The organism is Moraxella sp. CTOTU47915 (assembly GCF_031986685.1).
GTDB classification, from domain to species: Bacteria; Pseudomonadota; Gammaproteobacteria; order Pseudomonadales; family Moraxellaceae; genus Faucicola; species Faucicola tetraodonis.
In genome coordinates, this window is sequence record NZ_DAMAAE010000009.1 from 60,678 (window position 1) to 82,792 (window position 22,115).

At 43.8% G+C, this 22,115-nt stretch carries 23 protein-coding genes; 9 read left to right on the forward strand and 14 right to left on the reverse strand.

Translation table 11 applies throughout. The annotated features are described in order from the left end of the window. Positions 1-10: 10 nt before the first annotated feature. Entirely contained in the window at positions 11-544 is a 534-nt protein-coding gene (locus RTL34_RS08485; protein ID WP_065253570.1) for a hypothetical protein, read from the reverse strand. 516 nt (positions 545-1,060) lie between these two features. Here RTL34_RS08485 and argA point away from each other — a divergent pair. After that, on the forward strand, positions 1,061-2,419 hold the full coding sequence (gene argA / locus RTL34_RS08490; protein ID WP_065253583.1) for an amino-acid N-acetyltransferase: 1,359 nt from the start codon (positions 1,061-1,063) through the stop codon (positions 2,417-2,419). A gap of 97 nt (positions 2,420-2,516) precedes the next feature. Here the strand turns inward: argA and RTL34_RS08495 are convergent, their stop codons facing one another. The 6 genes from RTL34_RS08495 to RTL34_RS08520 form a co-directional block, all read right to left on the reverse strand. Further along, entirely contained in the window at positions 2,517-3,311 is a 795-nt protein-coding gene (locus RTL34_RS08495; protein ID WP_135889361.1) for a BamJ family beta-barrel-assembly machinery protein, read from the reverse strand. 100 nt (positions 3,312-3,411) lie between these two features. Then, a complete protein-coding gene (locus RTL34_RS08500; RefSeq protein WP_309596472.1) occupies positions 3,412-4,257 on the reverse strand; it encodes a BamJ family beta-barrel-assembly machinery protein in 846 nt (281 codons plus the stop codon). Between the two features lie 362 nt (positions 4,258-4,619). Next, entirely contained in the window at positions 4,620-5,255 is a 636-nt protein-coding gene (locus RTL34_RS08505; protein ID WP_312116187.1) for a lysophospholipid acyltransferase family protein, read from the reverse strand. Positions 5,256-5,356: 101 nt separating this feature from the next. After that, on the reverse strand, positions 5,357-5,695 hold the full coding sequence (locus tag RTL34_RS08510; RefSeq protein WP_065253566.1) for a YnfA family protein: 339 nt from the start codon (positions 5,693-5,695) through the stop codon (positions 5,357-5,359). 202 nt (positions 5,696-5,897) lie between these two features. Next, positions 5,898-7,787 (reverse strand): DNA topoisomerase IV subunit B, encoded by a 1,890-nt coding sequence (gene parE, locus RTL34_RS08515; RefSeq protein WP_312116190.1) that lies wholly within the window; start codon positions 7,785-7,787, stop codon positions 5,898-5,900. A 120-nt stretch (positions 7,788-7,907) separates the two neighbouring features. Continuing rightward, positions 7,908-8,537, reverse strand: a complete 630-nt coding sequence (locus tag RTL34_RS08520; protein WP_312116191.1) for a YqiA/YcfP family alpha/beta fold hydrolase — start codon at positions 8,535-8,537, stop codon at positions 7,908-7,910. Positions 8,538-8,771: 234 nt separating this feature from the next. Between RTL34_RS08520 and RTL34_RS08525 the strand changes: the two genes are divergently transcribed. Both RTL34_RS08525 and RTL34_RS08530 read left to right on the forward strand, forming a co-directional pair. Then, positions 8,772-9,077 carry a DUF1289 domain-containing protein gene (locus tag RTL34_RS08525; RefSeq protein ID WP_309593768.1) on the forward strand — a complete coding sequence of 102 codons (306 nt, stop codon included), beginning with the start codon at positions 8,772-8,774 and terminating at the stop codon, positions 9,075-9,077. Between the two features lie 39 nt (positions 9,078-9,116). Further along, positions 9,117-10,103, forward strand: a complete 987-nt coding sequence (locus RTL34_RS08530) for a putative bifunctional lysylphosphatidylglycerol flippase/synthetase (protein ID WP_095356450.1) — start codon at positions 9,117-9,119, stop codon at positions 10,101-10,103. Positions 10,104-10,222: 119 nt separating this feature from the next. On the opposite strand, the gene RTL34_RS08535 is transcribed toward RTL34_RS08530, so the two are convergent. Next, positions 10,223-10,378: a DUF1328 domain-containing protein gene (locus tag RTL34_RS08535; RefSeq protein ID WP_309593769.1), complete on the reverse strand. Its 156-nt coding sequence runs from the start codon at positions 10,376-10,378 to the stop codon at positions 10,223-10,225. Positions 10,379-10,944: 566 nt separating this feature from the next. Here RTL34_RS08535 and RTL34_RS08540 point away from each other — a divergent pair. Continuing rightward, complete coding sequence (locus RTL34_RS08540; RefSeq protein WP_065253561.1) at positions 10,945-11,298, forward strand: hypothetical protein; 354 nt, start codon at positions 10,945-10,947, stop codon at positions 11,296-11,298. 307 nt (positions 11,299-11,605) lie between these two features. On the opposite strand, the gene sstT is transcribed toward RTL34_RS08540, so the two are convergent. The 3 genes from sstT to RTL34_RS08555 all read right to left on the reverse strand — a co-directional run bounded on the left by sstT (position 11,606) and on the right by RTL34_RS08555 (position 14,973). Beyond that, a complete protein-coding gene (gene sstT / locus RTL34_RS08545; RefSeq protein WP_312116196.1) occupies positions 11,606-12,844 on the reverse strand; it encodes a serine/threonine transporter SstT in 1,239 nt (412 codons plus the stop codon). Positions 12,845-12,969: 125 nt separating this feature from the next. After that, entirely contained in the window at positions 12,970-13,437 is a 468-nt protein-coding gene (locus RTL34_RS08550; protein ID WP_312116198.1) for a DNA polymerase III subunit chi, read from the reverse strand. A 21-nt stretch (positions 13,438-13,458) separates the two neighbouring features. Further along, positions 13,459-14,973: a leucyl aminopeptidase gene (locus RTL34_RS08555; protein ID WP_007115840.1), complete on the reverse strand. Its 1,515-nt coding sequence runs from the start codon at positions 14,971-14,973 to the stop codon at positions 13,459-13,461. A gap of 368 nt (positions 14,974-15,341) precedes the next feature. On the opposite strand from RTL34_RS08555, the gene lptF reads away from it, so the two are divergent. The 4 genes from lptF (at position 15,342) to RTL34_RS08575 (ending at position 19,220) form a co-directional block, all read left to right on the forward strand. After that, positions 15,342-16,457 (forward strand): LPS export ABC transporter permease LptF, encoded by a 1,116-nt coding sequence (gene lptF, locus RTL34_RS08560; protein WP_409455451.1) that lies wholly within the window; start codon positions 15,342-15,344, stop codon positions 16,455-16,457. Beyond that, the gene (gene lptG, locus RTL34_RS08565) at positions 16,454-17,527 is read left to right on the forward strand and encodes an LPS export ABC transporter permease LptG (RefSeq protein ID WP_312116205.1); all 1,074 of its coding nucleotides are present in this window, start codon (positions 16,454-16,456) and stop codon (positions 17,525-17,527) included. The genes lptF and lptG overlap by 4 nt, the downstream gene beginning before the upstream one ends. A gap of 1 nt (position 17,528) precedes the next feature. After that, entirely contained in the window at positions 17,529-18,194 is a 666-nt protein-coding gene (locus RTL34_RS08570; protein ID WP_312116207.1) for a DNA glycosylase, read from the forward strand. 204 nt (positions 18,195-18,398) lie between these two features. Beyond that, entirely contained in the window at positions 18,399-19,220 is an 822-nt protein-coding gene (locus RTL34_RS08575) for a DUF305 domain-containing protein (RefSeq protein ID WP_138017841.1), read from the forward strand. A 100-nt stretch (positions 19,221-19,320) separates the two neighbouring features. Here RTL34_RS08575 and RTL34_RS08580 read toward each other — a convergent pair whose 3' ends face one another. Both RTL34_RS08580 and RTL34_RS08585 read right to left on the reverse strand, forming a co-directional pair. Next, positions 19,321-19,647, reverse strand: coding sequence for a chaperone modulator CbpM (locus tag RTL34_RS08580; protein ID WP_007115835.1), 327 nt, complete (start codon positions 19,645-19,647; stop codon positions 19,321-19,323). 112 nt (positions 19,648-19,759) lie between these two features. Further along, positions 19,760-20,776: a DnaJ C-terminal domain-containing protein gene (locus RTL34_RS08585; RefSeq protein ID WP_312116212.1), complete on the reverse strand. Its 1,017-nt coding sequence runs from the start codon at positions 20,774-20,776 to the stop codon at positions 19,760-19,762. A gap of 175 nt (positions 20,777-20,951) precedes the next feature. On the opposite strand from RTL34_RS08585, the gene hisH reads away from it, so the two are divergent. Then, the gene (hisH, locus tag RTL34_RS08590; protein ID WP_312116214.1) at positions 20,952-21,587 is read left to right on the forward strand and encodes an imidazole glycerol phosphate synthase subunit HisH; all 636 of its coding nucleotides are present in this window, start codon (positions 20,952-20,954) and stop codon (positions 21,585-21,587) included. A gap of 22 nt (positions 21,588-21,609) precedes the next feature. Here the strand turns inward: hisH and RTL34_RS08595 are convergent, their stop codons facing one another. Continuing rightward, positions 21,610-22,113, reverse strand: coding sequence for a hypothetical protein (locus tag RTL34_RS08595; RefSeq protein ID WP_282842149.1), 504 nt, complete (start codon positions 22,111-22,113; stop codon positions 21,610-21,612). Positions 22,114-22,115: the final 2 nt, after the last annotated feature.

The window sequence follows — 22,115 nt, forward strand, 5'->3', positions numbered from 1 at the left end:
TGAGCGCTTATTATTTTACTTTTAAACGATATTTCACCATCGCTACTTCATTAAGACCCAAACCTGGTACATCCCACTGTATGGCTTTATAGTAAGCCATCGGTAGGTTCTGTAGCACGCCATTCATGTTGGTCTTTAGCGGCATATATTGAAAATTGGCACCGTCCATACTACCAAACGCGCGGGTTGGCTCCACATCGCTTGTGCTCACTAATTCCATATTGGCTGGAATGTTCATGGTCACTTTCATGTTGCGGATACGGTCGGGGCTGTTATTGGTTAAGTAGCCGCGATACTCTACGACGTTGCCTGATGCAAGGCGCGTTTGTGCATTGACGGGGCTTAACACTTCTTGACCTTGTGGATCCTGACCAACAACAGAGGCTAAAATGCGGGTTTGAACTTGACCAGCAGCGGGTGCTGAGATAGGCGCTGCTTGATTATTATCAACAGGGTCTAATGCCACCGTTGGTAGCACAGCCATTGCGGCGGCTGATGCCCCAAGTGAGGCGGTCATTAGCGCGAATACTGAAAGCTTTTGCATGAATATTCTCCATTAAATCATGATTTTCAAATGTTCAAAATTGTTGTGTCAGCGGGTGTTAGCGTATTCTCTTTTTTTGGCAGGTTGGCATACACCGCTGATTGGGTGGTCAAATAGGTTAAGGCTCGACTATAGATTAGCATAACAAACTTTACAATTTAACTCACTATCAAGTTGAAAGTTGCGGGATGAATTTACTAAATACAAACAGCGCAGCCAAAATCAGTAAGATTAGCTATTGTATTTTGTAAGGTTTATTGATAGCCTTATCGTTAGTCTCTTAGCGACATATCGCAATCACGCTGTTAAACATACATGTATGTTTAATTACATGTATGTTTAATTAAAAGAGACAAAAACTTTATCGTGCGCTGTTTGTACGTCTACTTTTTTATCATGTCTACTGTTATCATGCCAACTTCAACCGATACTTCAGCAAGTTTTACCCATGGCAATGCACCACTTGCCGATGGCGAAACCATGACTGACAATAACCCTATACTTGCCTATCACGCTATGATTGATTTACCCAATACTGCCCAACAAAATGCCGCTGCCACAACCCCAGCTTATGTTACCCCGCCTTATGTATTATGGTTTCGTAACTTTGCGCCCTATATCAACACTCATCGTGGCAAGACCTTTGTCATTATGTTCAATGGCGAAGCAGTCAATCACGACAATTTTAGCCATTTGATTCATGATTTTGCGCTGCTGCATAGTCTTGGTATTAAGCTCGTACTCGTCCACGGTGCGCGTCCGCAAATTGATGCCAATCTTGCCGAGAATCATATCGAAACACCGATGGCAGATGATGTGCGCATCACCACAAAAGAAGCCATGCCGTACATCCTAAAAGCCGTTGGCTCAATTCGCCTGCAAATTGAAGCGCAGCTATCCATGGGGCTTGCCAACTCGCCGATGTATGGCTCTCGTATTGATGCCATCTCAGGCAACTTCGTCACCGCCCGTCCTTACGGTATCCGTAATGGCATCGATTATCAATTTACTGGAGAAGTCCGCGCGATTGATGCCGAAGCCATCCACAACAATTTAATCCATGATCATGTGGTGATTTTGGGCAGTATGGGCTATTCTGCGACAGGCGAAGTATTTAACCTGCTGGCTGAAGATGTGGCGCTACAAGCCGCGATTAGTCTAAAAGCGGATAAATTAATTTTCTTGGGTGAGCAAACAGGTATCTATAAAGATGGCACTCACCTGCTTAAAGAAATGATTCCGCATGAAGTGACACGCTTCTTACGTGATGTTCCTGAAAGCTCAGAAATCGCGCGTTTCTTACGGGCGGCAAGCGATGCTTGTCAATACGGTATCCACCGTACCCATATCATCTCCTATGCCAAAGATGGTGCACTGCTTGAAGAGTTATTTACCCGTGATGGCTCAGGGACGTTAATTTCCCATGACCCGTATGAAGAAATTCGCCGTGCCGATATCGACGATGTGGTAGGTTTGATTGAACTGCTAGAGCCACTCGAAGAACAAGGTATTTTGGTCCGTCGTTCGCGTGAGCGTTTAGAGAGCGATATCGAAAACTTTAGCGTGATTGAGCGTGATGGCATGGTGCTAGGCTGCGCGGCTTTATACCCACTCAACGACCAAGCCGCGGAAGTGGCTTGTGTGGCTGTTCATCCCGATTATCGCAATGGTAGCCGTGGCGCAGATTTGATGGCATTTTTAGAGCAACAAGCGCGTAGCCGTGGCATCCACGAACTCTATGTATTGACTACTCGCACTGCGCATTGGTTTGTCGAGCATGGGTTTATGGAAGTCCCTGCTGAATCGCTACCGGCTGACCGCTATGCCTTTTATGACAATACTCGCAACTCTAAAGTATTAAAAAAGGTGCTTTAAAGGTACGCTTTTCAAGCCATCATATAAAAAACGCTCAATAGGAATATGAGCGTTTTTTTATAGCCAAACGGGACAAAACTTTAAGATAGGAGAAAACTTAAAGTTTGACGGGTTGGGTCACAGGTGGGTTGACTTGTAACAGCTCAATATCAAAAATCAACACGCTATTGGGTTCGATATCGGCATTGCCTGCTTCGCCATACCCCAAATTAGCGGGGACAAACAAACGGTATTTACCCCCTTCTTTCATCAACTGTAACCCTTCTGTCCAACCTTTAATCACTTGGTTGAGTGGGAAAGTCACAGGTTCGCCACGTTTATAAGAGCTGTCAAAAATGGTACCGTCAATCAAGCGACCTTCGTAGTGGACTTTGACTTTGTCCGTCGCTTTAGGCGATTTGCCTCTCCCTTGTGTTAGCACTTGGTATTGTAGACCCGACGCGGTAGTCTTCACGCCTGATTTTTTGCCGTTTTCTAGCAAGAACTGTTTGCCTTTTGCTGCATTACTAGCTGCTAACGCTTGTACTTCTTTGGCATAGGCAATTTCTTTGTTTTTTTGATAGTCTAGCAATACTTTTTGCATTTGTTTTTTGTCAAGATTGGGCGACTGCGCTGAGTATGCATCTCGAAATCCCTGAAAAAACGCATCAAGATTTAAATCATCAATACTGTCTTTGTTGCTCTCACCCATCAGATAGCCAAAACTATAGCCGACTTGTGCCAATGCTGGGCTAGTTGCCGTCACTGTGGATTTTGGTACATAAACAGAGGACGCAACTTTGTTTGTGCCCGTGCTGGCGGGTGCGGCATTTGCACTGATTGACGTAACCGCTAACAGCATGCCAGTAGCGATGCCAGTCACTAAACTTACTTTTTTATATCCTAAAATCATTGGGATGTTCCTTTGCCATCGTGTCGATGAGTAGGGCGAGCGAATTCGATAGTTGCGCTTGCCCAGCTGATTGAGATCACCTATCTGACGCCAACCCAACCTATTGGGCAGGTTGAGAAGCTGACTGCATGGCTTCAATTTGTTGTTGTAGTTGGGCTTGGATATCTGCTGCGGCAGGCTGTGCGGCATCAGCCGGTGGATTGACTTTTAGCAAATCAACATCAAAGATGAGCACACTATTTGGCTCAATCCCACCTTGAGGGGCACCTTGCTCACCGTAAGCAAGTTTTGATGGAATGTAGAAGCGATATTTGCCGCCTTCTTTCATCAATTGTAAGCCTTCAGTCCAACCCGGGATAACTTGGTTAAGCGGGAATACCGCAGGTTGACCGCCATGCTGTGCGGTGCTATCAAACACTTTACCGTCTAACAATTTACCTTCGTATTGTACTGCTACGATGTCTGTGGCTTTTGGCTGCGCGCCGGTACCTTCTTTGAGCACTTCATACTGTAAGCCAGACGCGGTAGTTTTAACACCCGCTTTTTTAGCATTTTGCGCTAAGAAAGCCTCGCCTTTGGTTTGGTTGTCTTTTAGGCGTTTTTGCATTTGGTTTTGCTCATAGGTTTGTACCGCTTTAATCATTTCTTCACGGGTCATGGTCGATTCTTTACCATTAAAACCGTCATTGATACCTTGATTGATATCAGCAGGATTGAGGTCTTTGGCGTCTTTTTTGACGTTTTGACCCATCATATAACCTAGGCTATAACCTACTTTTGCCACTTCACTGCTTTGGGCATTGATAGCGGCTGAATTACCCGCCAACTGACGGCTACCGATGGCGGCTACTTGTGGGTCGTTGCCAAAACTTTTGATAAAAACGGGTGATAATGCCAAAGCACCTAACACAACTGCTGCCAATACGGGAACTGTATTATTGCTCATAAAATTTCCTATCTGATATGTCCAATTAAGGTCTAATAACTATTAAAAAATCGTCTCAAAATTGTATCTATCATAGCAGAAATAGTTTGTAAAACCTATGGCATCGTCAGGTTTAGGTTTTTTTGTGGGCAAATAGCGGCGATAGCAAAACGGTCTTTACCTCGATACCCTTTTATTGACCGTATCGGCAGCAGAAGGACTTTCATACCGCATTTTTACCCTTTTTTTACCCTATCAGCCCGCTAATGATAAATGGGATGAATGTGACAGCAGGCTTGTTAAGCCGTTGGCATAAAGCTACCTTAACTAAAAGTAGCTCAACATAAAAACAGCATGAGAAATTTATGGGGTAGCTAAGACAGTTAGCCATGCAAATCTTGTAACGGCTGTGACATTTTCTCAAAGTATTTGCCTTTGACGCCGCGATAGTTTTCTAAAATTTTGGGTAAATCGGCGTCATAGTCGCCTGTTGGGTAAAACAAGGGCATAAAGCGCATTTGTTTGGTCTTATAGTCCATCGCAATCGGTAAAATGGGTACGCCTGCCCCTACGGCAATATGATAAAACCCTGTTTTCCATTTTTCGGTATAACTGCGTGTCCCTTCAGGTGCCAACCCTAACCAAAGCTGCTCTTGTTGGTTAAATTGTTCAATGGCCGCCTGCAAAGTCGAACCTTTTTTCTGACGGTCAATTGAGATCATACCGCCCCACTTTAAAAAAGGCCCGATGAGCGGGAGACGAAACAGCTCTTTTTTACCCATCAATTTAAAATCAATGCCAACCGATAAAATGCCCATGACCGCATTCCAGCCATCTTCATTGGAGGTGTGAGGGGCAGCGAGCATCACTAGTTGTTTGACATCAGGTACGTCACCGACCACTTGCCAACCTGTTATTTTTAAGTATTTTGCGGCAAGTTTGGCGATTTTTGGGTCATGACGGCGCGGCACGTTAGACCCAAATTGGCTAGGGTCTACTGGCGTTTGGTTGATATCCATGAATATACTCTTTGAGATACTAGATTGAATTAAAATACTAGGCTAAAATTTTCAGTTTACATTAGTTCACTGAAATTAGCAAATTTGTTGATTGAAGAGAGTTATAACAAACTTTTGGGCTGAAGGATGATAATACTTGCACCCAACAATATTACCAAACCGCCAATGCTGTCCCAGTGCGTCAGAGAAACGCCATCGACAAATTTTAGCCATACCAAAGCCGTCGCAATATATATGCCACCATATGCGGCATACACTCGCCCTGTCGCTGTGGGATGAAGGGTCAATAACCATACGAACACGGCGAGCGTGATGGTCATAGGTACAATGAGCCAAAGCGGTTTGTGCTGTTTGAGCATCAGATAGCCAAGATAACAACTGACAATCTCGGCAATGGCGGTGATAAAGAATAAAAGCAGGGTAATCAACAGTTTAGTCATATTCGCGGATTTGCCCCATGTTAGATGTTAGGCTGAAGGAGAAAGTTGATAAATCGCATCACGAGCGTCATTTTCTTTTGAAAAGTCTAACGCGTCATAGGATTTATCTACTTGATAATGTTTAAATGTATCAGATAGCCATGCACTTTCAAAAGTACACGCTATCAGTGTAGGCTTAACGTCAATCATTTTTGCCTAGCCATTAAACCCCAATTTCCGCCAAATCGCCTTTTTGCTCAAGCCATGTTTTACGGTCGCTGGCGCGTTTTTTGGCAAGCAGCATATCCATCACGCTATCGGTTGCAGTTGGGTCATCAAGGTCTAGCTGCACCAAACGTCGCGTATCAGGATTCATCGTGGTTTCACGTAGCTGTTCGGCACTCATCTCGCCCAAGCCTTTAAATCGGGTAATTTGCGGCTTTTTATTTTTTGCCACTTTTTTCAAGATTTGCTCAAGCTCGTCATTATCAAGGGCGTACTCCACCTCTTTACCAATATCAATGCGGTATAGTGGTGGCATAGCGACATACAAATGCCCAGCATCAACGACTGCTTTAAAGTGTTTGACAAACAACGCACACAGCAGCGTGGCAATATGCAGTCCATCCGAATCGGCATCTGCCAGAATACAGATTTTATCATAACGCAGTTCGCTCAAATCGTCCGAATCAGGATCAACGCCAATGGCAATGGCGATGTTGTGGATTTCTTCACTGGCAAGCACCGTATCGGGTGACACTTCCCACGTGTTCAAAATCTTGCCTCGCAGGGGCATAATGGCTTGGAAGTGACGGTCACGTGCCTGTTTTGCCGAGCCACCTGCCGAATCCCCTTCCACCAAAAAAAGCTCTGCGCCATCTCGCAAATCACCGCGACAATCCGCCAATTTGCCTGGCAGTGCAGGTCCTTGGGTGATTTTTTTACGCTCAACTTTTTTGGCAGATTTGAGCCGTTTGCCTGCTTTATTAATCGCCAATTCAGCGATTTGTTTGGCAATCTCCGAGTGTTGGTTGAGCCACAGGCTAAAGCCATCTTTGGCAAAGGCTTGTACCACGCCCGCCGCTTCTCGGCTCGATAAGCGCTCTTTGGTCTGTCCGCTAAATTGCGGTTCGGAGAATTTTAGCGATAAAATATAATTGACCCCATCCCACACATCTTCAGGAGCGAGTTTGACGTTGCGCGGCAGTAGATTGTGCAGTTCACAAAATTCTTTTAACGCGTCAGTAATGCCTGTGCGTAGTCCATTGACGTGGGTGCCACCTTGTGCTGTAGGAATCAAGTTAACGTAGCTTTCTTGCACAGGCGTACCACCCTCGCTAAGCCAACAAATGGCAAAGCTTAACCCTGCTCGTTCGCCTTTTTTGGCGTCGTAATTAAACACGAATGGCTGTTCTGGGAGAATGATTTCTTCGACCAGTTGCTCGGTGAGATATTGCGATAGCCCATCGGTAAATTGCCAAACGTCTTTATCGCCGTCAATGTCATTGATAAAAGTGATGGTCAGCCCTGCCGATAACACGGCTTTGGCTTTAAGATGATGTTTGAGTTGTTTAATGTTAAATTTTGGTGAATCAAAGTATGTTTCATTGACCCAAAATCGCACCAACGTACCGCGTTTTTTCTTGTTAGAAGACGGCGCAACCGCCAGCGGAGCAACGGCATTGCCATCGACAAATTGCATGGTAAATACTTCGCCATTTCGCCACACCGTAACATCGACTTTGTGCGATAAGGCATTGACGACTGAAATCCCCACGCCATGCAGACCGCCTGAGACTTGGTAGTTGTCGGTAGAAAATTTACCGCCTGCGTGTAGGCGTGTCAAAATCAGTTCAATGCCCGATTGGTTAAATTCGGGGTGAATATCGGTGGGCATGCCGCGTCCGTCATCTTCGACTGACAACGAACCGTCGGTGTGTAGAATGACAGTAATGTTTTTGGCGTGACCTGCAAGAGCTTCGTCCACCGAGTTGTCGATGACTTCTTGTGCCAGGTGGTTGGGGCGTGTGGTATCAGTGTACATACCAGGACGACGGCGTACCGGGTCAAGACCTTCTAATACTTCAAGTGATGTGGATGTGTAACTACTCATAACAACCTTAATTTTTTAAAATTTTAAATGATTCATAACAAATACAAATAGTAGATATAGCTAGTGATATGACGCAAACCCATTTTCTAGGTTAATGCTTGAACTTTTGACCAACATTTTTTATTTAATCAACGGCAAGCCAAACAAGAACAGTATAATTTGCGGTAGTTTGGTTTCAAAATCACTCATCACATGGTCGCCCCCGTCTTCCACGATGATATGACTTTGGGCATTGCTTTTTTCCAAAGCGCTTTGACTAAAATAATTGACCGCATCTTGGAAATTGAGCAACTCATCGCCTTTTTTCAAGATTACCAATAAATTCTGCGGATTGAGCGATTGTTCGGGGCGATTTGCTACCAGCCACTCAATATCTTTTTTACTAATATGCCAACCATCGGGGGTCACGTGACCGATATAATCATCGGGCAAACCGTCAAAATCTTCCCCAAAAAAACGCTTGAGACTTGTGCCACTGTGGACACTTGGATTGAGCAATACCGTTTTTTTACCTGTCAAATTTGCCAAAATATTGCCATAAAATCCACCGAGCGAACTACCGACCAAACCTGTATTGGGGTCTTTGGCAATAATTTCTTGGATTAAAGCAATCGACTCGTTGGGTGAACGATTCAAATCGGGCGCAACAACCTTGATTTGTGGGAAATTTTTGGCACAAAAATCTTTGAGTTTTTGCGCTTTTTCGGCGTTTGGGTTGCTATCAAGTCCGTGAATATACACAATTTGCATGGTTTTCTCGCTATTTTTTAATTATAGTAAATTATCATATCGACTGTGGTTGATTTGGCCAACATTTAATCTTAGCATTGCTTGGCTAAAATAGCCATGATGCCAGGTTTCAACACGTTAAAATTTGTCGTGTTAGTTAGATAGCCGTAGTTGATGGTACGTTTTTGCCGCTATTATTTGATTTTCAGCCCAGTTAACCCTATCTCTGCATAGGTGGATTACTCGTCCATTTGCATGGCGTCGTCAGGAGTTATCACCGCGATGGAGCAGCAAGAGTTATTTGAGATTGCCAGTCCTTGTATTCAAGTCTGCGAGCTAGATAAACAAGGGTATTGTAAAGGCTGTTTGCGCAATCGTACCGAGCGTGACCTTTGGCTTATGATGAATGACTCGCAAAAGCGGCAAGTACTTAAGTTATTGACTATTCGAAGACTCAAACGACTGCGTGCTCAGCGTTTGGCGCACCAAACCCCTACTGCGCAAGATGACGAGCTGAATTTAACATTGTTTGAAGATAATGAAAGTAATGTTGACGATTAAATGATTGTAATGTCTACTAAAAAATATTAGGTTGAATGCATGAATAGCTCTTGGTTTAAGCAGGTTTGGCGACTTGCATTAACAGCGATTACGGTATTGATTTTTTTTATGGCAATTCGTGCGCTTTATCATTTGACCAAAACTGTGCACTATCAAGACGTTCTAGACGCTATCGCGCATATTCCTACCTTCCATCTTTTTATCGCCGCAATAGTGGTTGCTTTTGGTTATTTAGTACTTACTATTTATGATTTTATTGCGCTCCGCCAACTTGGCAAAAAACTTGATTACCGCCATGTCGCCCTCACCTCTTTTACCGCTTATGCCATTAGTCACACCATTGGACTCAATCTTGTCACCGCGAGTGGTATCCGTTATCGTAACTATCGCCGTTTTAATCTGACTCATAATGAAATTGCCAACATCGTCTGGATGGTGTCGATGGCGTTTACCTTTGGCATTACCACGTTGATTGGGGCATCTTTGACTAGCCATCCTGAGATTACCATTCAACTATTATCTGAACTGGATAAATCCCTCGGCATCTTTGATCATACTTTATATGTACGGATGCTTGGCATCACCATGTTAAGTATGATTGCTGCGATTATTGTATATGCTGGCAGGCAAGGCAAACATGTGGTGATTCGCGGTTGGCGCTTTGACTTACCGCCCGCCAAAATTGTGCTGCAACAGATTGCGATTGCCATTTTAGATTTAAGTACCGTGGCGTTGGTACTGTACTTACTGTTGCCGCCTTCTGAGCATATTAGCTATTGGGCGACCTTTTCTGCGTTTATTCAATCAATGGCAATCGGTATTTTAAGTCATGTCCCTGGCGGTCTGGGGGTGTTTGAAGTGGTTATGATTACGGCTTTGCCCAAAGTCGATCGGACGCAGATGCTGGCGGTATTATTGATTTTTAGATTACTGTATTACATCATGCCATTTTTGGTTGCCTTATTAGCATTGTTAGCGTACGAGGCAAAGCTCTATTTGAATGAAAATTCTGATAAAAAAAAATAACCTTTTAATTTTTAACACTTTGCATCAAACAAACGTGTTTTCATATATTAAAAGGTTATTTTAAGCGTGTTTAGTACGATCATACCAAATTAAATAGACCTATCTTATTACTTTAGTGTTTAAACTTTTCGGCTAATAAAGGCGATAATAAATAAAATCACTGCTACTGCCAAGAACACATATGCCAAGTTTGCCGATAAACCTGCGACACCACTAAAACCTAAGAAACTCGCAATGAGTGCGATTACAGCAAAAATAATAGCCCAACGAAACATGATAACTCTCCTTTTTTTTATTGTTTTAAATGTCATGCACTGCAGTTAGACATTTTGCATTTAGATACTTTAACGCTTTACATTTTAGTTTTAATTAAAGCCTGTTAACCTATGCTTTATTGCATGAGTACATATTAAAATAACTCTATAGCGTTGTAACGAGCACTTTTGTAAGGTTTGTGGCTTTCTCATAGCCCGTGTATAAAAAAGTGCAAAAAAAAACCATGCATGGTTAATGATGTGCATGTTTCTGGTAAACATTAGTAAGTATTGCAATGCTATGTTAATGTAGCTGTAGCTTGCATTGACAATCTCACTGATTGTTAACGCCACCGAATAACTTCCTTAATGGCATTAGGATCTATTTACGTATTCTCAACATTTTGTCCCTAATCCTTACATTGTTGCTGCCGATGATTGTTTTATAATGGCATCTAGGCTTTTAGTATTCCCTTAACAGTGATTCTCTTTATAATACTGTCATATTTGGGAATTATACTAACTACCTATATAACTATAGAATAACTATAGACACAAGTATAGCAATCAACAATGAGGAAAAAATTATGAAAAAGTTAGCCACAACACTTACTGCATTAGTCATAGCAACAGGTCTTACCGTGAGTGCCCAAGCAGCGACCAAAGTAACGACTACGACCAAATCGACTACCACACACAAAAACGTAGCAACGGCAAAAGCAAAACCGCAAAAAGCTACCCAAAAATCCACAAAAGCATCAAAAAATACTCACAGCACCAAAGCTTCAGCCAAGGCTAAAAAAGGCAGCAAAGTAGCTCCAAGAACCAGTGAAGTAAACATTGATATCCCAGCTGACCTAAAAATCGACGAAAGCAGCAACAAATCTGTTGCGCCAGTCGCGCCTAGAAATGCCCAATCAAATCCTGGGTGGTACCAGTAGCGCAAGTTACCCAAACAGGTCCTGCGGTTTAATCAGTCACCGTGCAACCGGTTGATGATAACACAGCGATTGCCTCAACAACGACAACCGTACCCGTTGACATACAAACTGTACCTGTTGTAGTAAACCCATAATCGCTAATTGTTAAACGATTTTTATAAAAAAAGATGCCTACGTGGCATCTTTTTTTTTGTGGATTATTAGCTAATTAGTGTATTGATTATTTGGACAATAAAAAAGACACGCTTGATACCCTTTTTTATTGTTCCTTTTTTATCGTTATATGACTCAAAATCTTTAGCAACTTTTAGCGGTGATAAGCAGCATATTTGGGATCTGCTGCCGCGGTGAATAACACGTCCGTTGATGAGTTGAGTGCTGTCTCAACCGAGTCTTGTACTACCCCAATAATAAAGCCAATCGCGACTACCTGCATGGCAATGGTGTCAGGAATATTAAAGAAACTACAGGCCAATGGTATCAATAGCAATGACCCCCCTGCAACACCTGATGCCCCCGCCGCAGCTAAGGTAGACACCACCGCTAACAATAGCGCAGACCCGAAGTCCACATGAATACCTAACGTATGTGCCGCTGCCAATGTCATGACATTGATGGTAATCGCCGCCCCTGCCATATTAATGGTGGCACCTAACGGAATAGTGATTGAATAAGTATCCTCATGCAAACCCAACTTATGCGCAAGGTTTAGATTCACAGGAATATTGGCAGCTGAACTACGAGTAAAGAAGGCGGTGATGCCACTTTCTTTAAGGCAGGTAAACACCAATGGATAAGGATTTTTGCGGGTTTTGACAAATACAATTAATGGGTTTACAACTAAAGCGATAAACACCATAGAGCCGACCAACACCGCTAACAAACGGGCATAACTTAATAACACCGACAGACCCGTTTCAGCGATAGTTTGTGTCACCAAGCCAAACACACCCAATGGCGCAAACCAAATCACCCATTTGACCACGCTTGAGACCGCTTCCGCCAAATCGTTAATCATTTGCTTGGTATTGTCTGAGGCATGGCGCAAGGCAAGACCTAAAATCGCCGCCCACGATAGCACGCCCATGTAGTTGGCATTGACGATCGATTTGATAGGATTTTCCACCATGTTGGTCAAGAGTGCTTTTATCACTTCTGCTAAAGATGACGGTGGCGCTTGGCTGACTTCACCGGCTTTTAAAATCAATTCGGTTGGGAATAAAAAACTTGCCACGACGGCCGTCAAAGCTGCCAAGAACGTACCTGCCATATACAGCACCAAGGTTGAGCGGACATTGACCTGAGTGCCTGATTTATGCTGACTGATAGCGGCAATGATTAAGATAAACACCAACAACGGTGCAATCGCTTTTAACGCACCGACAAATAATGCCCCCAAAATTGAGATGGTTTGCGCCACACTCATCGATAAACCGCCGATGATAGTTGGATTGGCTAGTGAACCGACTAAGATACCAAGTATCAATCCAATCACAATCAAAGGCACCAACCCCACGCGCTGATACGCTTGGATAAGTTTTAACATAATAACCTCTTAATATTTCACCGCAAAAATGGCTGATATATTAACATTTTTTAACAATTTGCATAAATGATTTTTAAAATCGTCAACTTGTTAATTTAAAGCTATCAAAGTGTTGGGTAGAGAAGTTATCGGATTTGAAAAACTTGGATGGTAGCCTGGCTGCTGGTTGCTAGGGCTTGTAATTGTGCTTGATAAACGCGGTATTTTTGACGACCGCTTTCAACCTGTTCGGGGGCGGCGTCGATGACTTCTAGCAGGCGGCTAGCTTGGGTATCTACAATTGCTTCGTTGGTGAGATTGATGACGACGCCATCAAATTGGGTGACAAGTTCGATATTATCAGTAAGTACCACACTGGCAGGGAGTTTTTGTTGATAAAAGTCATCAAGTTGCTGGATAATTTGGTGGGGAATAAACGCCACATCACTCAATGACCATAATCGGTCATCAAGTGAGGGTAATATCTCGGACGCTGCCACCACGATAATGCTATCCTCGCTTTTGGCTAGCACGGTTGAAATCAGCTGGCAGACGAACGCCAGCTGTTTTTTTTGCGGGGATAAAATATAAAAACTAATTTGTGATGCCATCATTAGGGGTCAGCGTCCTATCACCTAGACTGCATCTTGGGCAGCTTGGCGATAAAGATAATGCATCAATAACGGTACTGGACGACCCGTTGCGGTTGGCTCTTTGCCCGACTGCCACGCTGTCCCTGCAATATCCAAGTGCGCCCAAGGAATATCTTCAACAAACTTCGATAAAAAACACGCCGCTGTGACTGACCCTGCTGGCATACCGCCAATGTTTTGCATATCTGCCATGTTCGATTTAAGCTGCTCTTGGTAGTCATCATCCAGTGGCATGTGCCAAACACGGTCATACGCTGATTCGCTAGCTTGTTCAAGCTCAAAAATCACATCTTCATTGTTACTGTATAGACCTGAGCGCACATAACCCAGCGCCACAATACACGCCCCAGTCAAGGTTGCCATGTCGATAATCACTTTTGGCTGATAGCGCTGTACATACACCAAGGTGTCACACAGTACCAAACGACCTTCGGCATCCGTATTGAGGATTTCCACGGTTTTACCATTCATGGCGGTGACGATATCGCCAGGGCGAGTCGCTGTTCCTGAAGGCATATTCTCTGCACAAGCGAGTGCGCCAACGACTTGCAGCGGTAGACGCGCTTCACATAGCGCTTTAATCATGCCCATGACTGCAGCCGCACCGCCCATGTCGTATTTCATCTCACCCATACCCAGACCTGGTTTGAGTGAGATACCACCACTGTCAAAGGTGATGCCTTTGCCCACCAGTACAATCGGTTGCTCTAGGCTTGATTTTTTGCCTTTGGTTTTGCTGTTTTTGTCTTTTTTGGCGGCTTTGCCATTGTACTCAAGTAATACCAGCTTAGCTTCATGCGCGGAGCCGCGAGCCACTGCCAAAAAGCAGTTCATCCCTAATTGCTGCATGTCTTTTTCACCCAATACCTTGACCGTCAATAGCTCTGGGTATTGATTGGCCAAGTTTTGCGCTTGCTCTGCAAGATAGGCAGGGAAACACACATTCGGTGGCTGATTTGCCAAATCTTTGGTGAGTGATTGACCCTGCGCAGTCGCCTGCTGCAGCTGTAGCAGGGTGTCAAACGCGGCTTGGTTGTCTGCGCTGACCAATAAGGTCACGTCTTTTAGCGTCGGTTTATCCGCTTTTTGCGATTTATAAATATCAAAGGTATAGCTTTGATTCAACAGGGCTAACGCCAACTGACCAAAACTCACTTCATCAATACTATCACCTAAACTGATAACCGCAGATTTGGTAAGACGACTCAAACTTGCATAAATCGCTTTGGCAATTTTTTGCAGGCTACCGCCGTTTAATTTGTCTTGACTGCCCACGCCAACCAATAACAGTCCCGTATTGTTGTCTGTGCCATAACTGATTGCGGTGTCGGCAAGCTTACCCTTAAAACGACTTGCTTCAATTAGGCTACTGACAGCGGTTTGTAGCTCACTCGTTAGTTGCCCCATAGTTTGGCTATTGTCATCTACCAATACCACGTGATAGCTATTCTTGACCGTTTTTTTAAGCGCGGTCGCTAGTGTCAATGTCAAACTCATTTAAGCTCCTTAATTATTGTCATCAAGAAATAACTGTTATCATAGCATACCTATTATCGTATTTGGGTTATCACCTTGGGCGATGGGATAGCAGGCGTCATTGCGTAGGGTAAAATGCGGTTGTGAAAAGTCTTTGTAAAAAGTGGCTTTGATAAAGCCGCTGTAAAAAGTGGTGGTGAAAAGTCATTGTGAAATGTTACCTTACAGTATTCATATTCATAATCTGTCGGTGACGCGCTAAAATAGCCGATTAACAGATGCGCTCAATGGTATGATGTCGTACAATATTGGCATTTACTTCCCTAGCTGTTTGAATTGATTAATTTTTGAGTAATATTAGGTGGTTACTTGTGATATTACGACGCTATATGACGCAACAAGTCGCCGCTAATACTGCGATTGTGCTGTTATTTCTGATGGCGCTGATGCTTGGCGGTCGCTTAATACGCTATTTTGGTATCGCTGCAGAAGGCAGGCTGGATGTGGGTTTGCTATTTGCCATTATTGGCTATAACATTCCAACCTTTCTTGAGCTAATTTTACCGCTGTCATTTTTTATCGCACTGATGCTCGTGCTCGGTCGTATGTACGTGGATCAGGAGATGAGCGTCCTGTTTGCCAGTGGTATCAGTCGCGGTCGTCTGACGCGTTTGATGATTCCGCTGATTACTGGGTTATTTATATTTCAAATGGGAATTAGTCTTTTGGCAAAACCATGGGGACTGTCTAACAGTAAGCAGATTTGGCAAACCCAGTCGCTCGGTAGTTTGCTTGATTTAGTGCGTCCAAAAACCTTTATCAGCAGTGGCAACTATCACCTGTATGTCGATGAGTTTAATAAAGAAAAACGTGAACTCAAAAACCTATACGTGGTGCAACAGCAAACCGACAAAAGCGGCAAAATCGCCAAAAACGATGTTATCATCACCGCCACGCGCGCCTATCAAGTACCCAGTAAAGACACGGATAGCTCAATGCAGCTGGATTTGTTTCAGGGTCGTCGCTATGAGCTTGGCACCAACAACGCCAAATACAACCAAGCCAGTTTTGAAAAATATCGCATTACCCTAGAAAAACCTGCCAGCGAAACAATTACCGAAACCAATGTTGAAACCCAAACCACTGCCAAACTGCTCGCCCATACCCAAAAACCCGAAGTCAAAGCCGAGCTTGGCTATCGCTTTACCATGCCGTGGCTGATTATCATTGCGGCGATGCTTGCTACCCCGCTTGCACAAGTACGCCCCCGTCAAGGACGCTGGCTTCGTCTGTTACCTTCAGTGCTCATATTTGCTAGCTGTGCGATTAGTATCATTTCGCTACGCACTGCCATTGGTAAAGAGCGCATTAGTGAGTACGCGTATATTTGGCTAATCGTTGGTTTTATCGCATTTGCATTGTTGTTAAATTGGCAAAGCCGCGTGGTACATCGTGTCCGCTATCGTCGCCACAGCCGTCAGTTGTCCGCAGGCGGTCAGCCATGATTTTATCTCGTTACGTTAAAAAACAAGCGCTTTTTGCCATGACAGGGGCTATCATTGGTCTTTGGCTACTTAAAGCCGTCTTTGATTATCTGGCAGAGTTGCAGGATCTCAATGACCATTACAATTATTTAGATGCCTTGCGTTTTATTGCCTATAGTGCACCCCGTGATTTACTCGACTATATGCCATTTGGCACACTATTAGGCGCAGTGGTAGGGCTAGGCTTGCTTGCCAACACCAGTGAGCTTACGGTGATTCAAGCAGCAGGCATCAGCCGCTTTAAAATAGTCGGTTGGGTGATGCAACCAGCGATTATTTTTGTCATTATCCGTTTGTTGCTTGGGCAGTATGTAGTGCCAACTAGCAATCAGTTAGCGCACCAAGTCAAGCATGACAAACCTTTGCTATCAAGTGCCATCAACGGTTATTGGGACAAACAAGCCAACCGCATCATCAATATTGACCATGCCAATACCAAAGGCGAGCTCAAAAATATCAAAGTTTGGCAGCTAGACGACAACGCCCATATCCAACAAGTGCTGCAGGCCGATACCGGCAGCTTTGTCAGTCAAAATACCGCTGATAAGACATCGGGCTGGCAGCTGCAACAAATCAAACAATTAACCATCGCCGCCGATGGGCACAGTCAATTGACTACCATACCGACTATGACGCTGCAATTACCCATTGAGCCGTCAGCGATTTATCTGTTAACACGCAGCCCTGATAACATGTCAGTGACCGAATTATGGCAACACCAACAGCTCTTAGCCAAAGACAAACGCCGCTCACTGGAGCATGAAGTTGCCTTTTGGAAAAAGCTATTGGCGCCTCTTGCCATGCTATCGCTAGTGTTGGTTGCTTGTTCATTTGTATTTGGCTCCTTGCGTAACCAAAGCTTGGGCTATCGTATTGTGATCGCTCTTTTATTTGGCTTGGTATTTAGTTATCTGCAAGATTTGGTCGGGTTTGTCAGTCTAAGCACGGGATTTTCACCTTTTTTTATGGTGTTATTACCGATTATTGCCAGTGCCGCGCTTGGCGTGTATTTAATTAGAAATAAAAACTGATATGTCTGCTGATTTATTGACTGACCCGCGTGTCGAAGCCCATCCGTTTGGTAACTTCTTTTTTGCTGATACCAAAGTCTTGATGATGGGTACAATGCCGCCCACACCTGATAAATGGTGCATGGCATTTCATTATCCCAATTTTTATAATGATATGTGGCGTATCATGGGTAAGGTGTTTTTTGATGATATTGATTATTTTCGAGTCGGTGATGAAAAACGCTTTGATGCCGAAAAAATCAAAGCATTTTTACAGGCTTATAACATCGGTGAATGTCCTTCAGTCACTCACGTCATCCGCGAAAAAGGCAATGCGGCTGACGAACATTTGACCGTGGTTGCGACGGTTGATTTGGGTAAAGTTTTGGCACAGCTTGAGCAGGTCAAGTGGATTTACACCACCGGTGGCAAAGCCACAGAAGTGCTGATAGCGCTGGTCAACCAAAGTATCAGTGACCCCGCTTCACCCTATTTTAATCCCAGCCAAACACCCTATAAACTGCCAAAAACTAATCAGTTCATTGAAGTTAACGCTTTTGGGCGAACATTTGGTATTTATCGGTTGCCATCGACCTCGCGCGCTTACCCGCAAAGCTTGGAGAAAAAAGTAGCCGCTTATCGCGCGTTTTTTACCTTGGCAGGGATATTGCCTGCAAGCGACAGCTAGCATAATCGACAGCTAGCACAATCAGCAGTTAGCAAATGATAAGCAAGCTGCCATGACACAATTGATATAGTCACTGTACTTGCCCTATTTTATACTCTTGCTTAAGACTGATAATCAATGCTGATAGTCAACGCATACAGTCAATGCTTACAATTACCATTTCAAAACCAACCGTATAAAAAATCAAGGCATGGGAGCCGATACATGGCCAACACCGCACCACCAATCTTGCTTGTCATCGCAGTTATCAGCATGATTGGTTGTGAGCAATCTGATTCTCAGCAGCCAGCACCCCCTACCGCTGCCACCGTGAGCGCGCCCCAAGAATTCGATGATAAACCATTGCCCCAAGTATTAGACACACAGGCAATCAATAAAAACATGCTTACCGTCAGTCAATTGGCGCAAGGTTATGTGTTGCCTGACTCAAGTACCATCAATGACTATCAAGAAGCGTATTTTACTGTCATCAAACAGCCGAGTATCGATGCGGCTGCAGCGAGTGACCCAACTGCCCTCAATCAATTTGACTATATACCCATCTCGCCTGATATGATTTTTGTCAAAGCTATGCTGAGTCATTTTGATGAAACCATCGCGCTTGCCAGTATTGAGCAGCGATATGGCAAAAATCCTGAACTGCTAGGTTTAGCCCGAGACATTATCAGCTCACGCCAAAATGAATCACAAATATTACAGAATTGGCTTGCCATGCAACTGATTCAAAACACCGCGGACCCTAATCAGCCGATGGCAGATAGTGTGGCAGCCCAGCAAGAAATCGATAGCATTATCGATGATATGCAGCAAGAAATGGTGGACACGGTCATGACTAAAAATGCCGACCAAGCATTTGCCCAAACCGTGCTGATTCATCATAAAGGCGCGATTGCGTTCTCACAAGTGGTTGCCAAATATGGTAACGATGACAAAGTGCGTAGCCTTACCAATACCTTAATCGATACCCAACAAGCCGAAATTCAACTTCTACAAAATTGGCTCCGTAACCACGGTTATGCCCAATAATCGTCTGCTGTAGCAAATAAAAAGGGCGGGTTAGCGCGCGCTAACCCGCCCTTTTTTAGCATTAAATTCACCTAATTGATGTTGGCTAACTTGATGTTTGCTAGCTGTCATCCACATCATGAACCATTCGCGTGAGCGTGATTTGCCGCTGTAACTGCCGAAGCGGTCTTAACTCGTCAAGCAGCGATAGTATCAAGCCAATCGCTTGCGGACTAGCATCAAAATCACGGCGTAGGCGTGAGGCAAGGCGCACCGTTGTCAATTGTGCGCTATTAAAATAGGGCTGGCTGTCGATAGCAGGCGTTTCAGCATAAATAATATCTTCATCCATTAGCGCTAATACCCAGCTTTTATCCCAACTACTCGCCATAATCAAATCATCTAAGGTTAACCGTAACGATAAATCCATATGGGTGGTTTGAGCCATGTTGCACTCCTTTTGTCTAGTTATAGTTATGTTTGTTGCCTATTTGTCATTTTTTTTATTGTACTGCCTGTTTTTTTTGCTTAGTTATCAATACAGCTTAGTTATCAATAGATTAGCGCGTTGGCGCAAATGAGGCAAATGCCGATTTGAACGCTTCAAACGCTTGGACATCTGCGTCTGTATCGATTTTTGGCAACACGATATTTAAGCTTAAATACAAATCACCGGCTTCTTTGGCTGGGATACCTTTACCTTTAAGGCGAAGATTGGTACCGGTGCGGCTATTTTTTGGTACATTGACATTGACCTTGCCAGCAGGCGTGTTGACCGTGATTTGACCGCCCATGGCTGCTTCCCAAGGCGCAACGTCTACCGTTTGAAAAACGTCTTTGCCTTCTACACGGATATTGTCTGAATGATTAAATTTAATTTTTAGGTACAAATCGCCATTATCACCGCCATACGGGCTTGGATTGCCTTGTTTTACCAAGCGAATTTGTTGCCCTTCGGCAATACCTTTGGGGATTTTGACTTCAATGGTTTTGGTTTGATAATCCAGCCCTGTCGCGGTTTGTACGGGTAAATTTAGGCTGATTTTACGGGTATCGCCTTCATAAGTGGCTTTTAAATCAATTGATAACTCGGCATGCTGATCGTCGCCTTTGGTCGAGCGTTGCGACTGTCTGCCACCAAATCCGTCTGAAAACCCGCCTGCCCCGCCCCCGAATGTCGAGAAAATATCATCAAATCTAAAGCCACCCGCACCTCCGCCTTGCGATTGACGACCGCCAAACCCACCGGCACCACCAAACTGACGGAGGATTTCATCCAAATCCGCTTGGCTCATATTGGCATTAAAGCCCTGACCGCCGCCCATGCCGCCCCCCATACCGCCAAAGCCTTGACCCATATAAGGGTTGTCGAGCATCAGGTCGTATTGGGCGCGTTTTTCAGCGTCCTTGAGCGTTTCATAGGCGTTATTGATTTCACCCATTTTGGCGTCGGCATCGGGTGAGTCGTTGATATCAGGGTGATATTGTCGCACCAGTTTGCGATAGGCTTTTTTAATATCTGCTTCACTGGCTTTTTTATCGACGCCTAAAATGTCATAATAGTTTTTTTCTGCCATTATTATTGTCCTTACAATTTTGCGAATAATGCTATTCGCGCAGCAATGTGATGATATTAATATAATGGCTATTTTGGCATTTTTCAAAACTTCTTTGGTAATTGACGATGATGAGCGCCAAGTGATATCAGCGTTTAATCGCAGTTTTGGGCTTTTTTTGACAACAGGATGACAGATGACAAAGGTTGCATTGTTAGATTATGGCATGGGTAATTTACATTCGGCAGGTAAAGCCTTGACGGCAGTGGGCGCTGATGTGTCGATCACGCGTGACCCGGCGGTGATTGCGGCAGCGGACAAAATTGTCTTTCCTGGCGTAGGGGCAATGCGCGACTGTATGGCAGAGATGCAGGCAGCAGGTATTGCTGATGCTGTCAAAACGGCTGTATTTAATAAGCCTGTGATGGCGATTTGTGTCGGGATGCAGGCGTTGTTTGAGCGCTCAGAAGAAAATGACGGGGTAGACTGTCTAGGGGTACTGGGTGGTGACGTCAAACGCTTTGATGATCATTGGCTAGATGACAAAAACGAACGCATTAAAGTGCCGCATATGGGCTGGAATACTATCACCCATATGGATTTGGCGCATCCGCTATGGCAAGGGATTGAAGATAATACCCATTTTTATTTTGTGCATAGTTTTTATTGTGTGCCGTCTGATACTTCGATTGTGGCGGCAACCTGTGATTATGGCATCGAGTTTTGTGCCAGTGTGATTAAAGATAATTTGTTTGCGACCCAATTCCACCCCGAAAAAAGCCATACCGCAGGGTTGCAACTATTGAAGAATTTTGTGGAGTGGAACGTTTAAAAAAGGGACATGTATCCCTTTTTTAAATCGCAAGCTTTTCTTGAATTGCTAATTCTTCATTAATTACGAAAAGATTATTGGGATTTATAGCCCATAGTTTTAACACTTTCTTAAATCTTGCTCTAAATTTATCGGTAATAGGTGGTAAATGTTTTTTTGGAACAGGTTTTATGACGAGTCTAAGATGAATATCTATAGTTTCCCAATCAATATTTTTATGATTGTCGGCTAATTCATTATAGACTTGCTGATTCCTTCGCAAACATCCCATTAACTCCAATAGTAACGCATTTTCAAATTTCTCTAAAATTTCTTGCCAAAAAGCTTCATAATCTGAAGTTGATTCTGGTTTTGGTATAGATGACTTTGCTTCAATAAAAAATAATACATTACTTCTTAAATAAGTAAATTCAACAATTTTAAAACCATCACCCAATCCTTGATGTCCTGCGGAATTCTCTATTTTATAAATATCTTTTTCATCAAAATGTCCAAATGTCACGCCAGATTCTTTTATTGTAATCATTC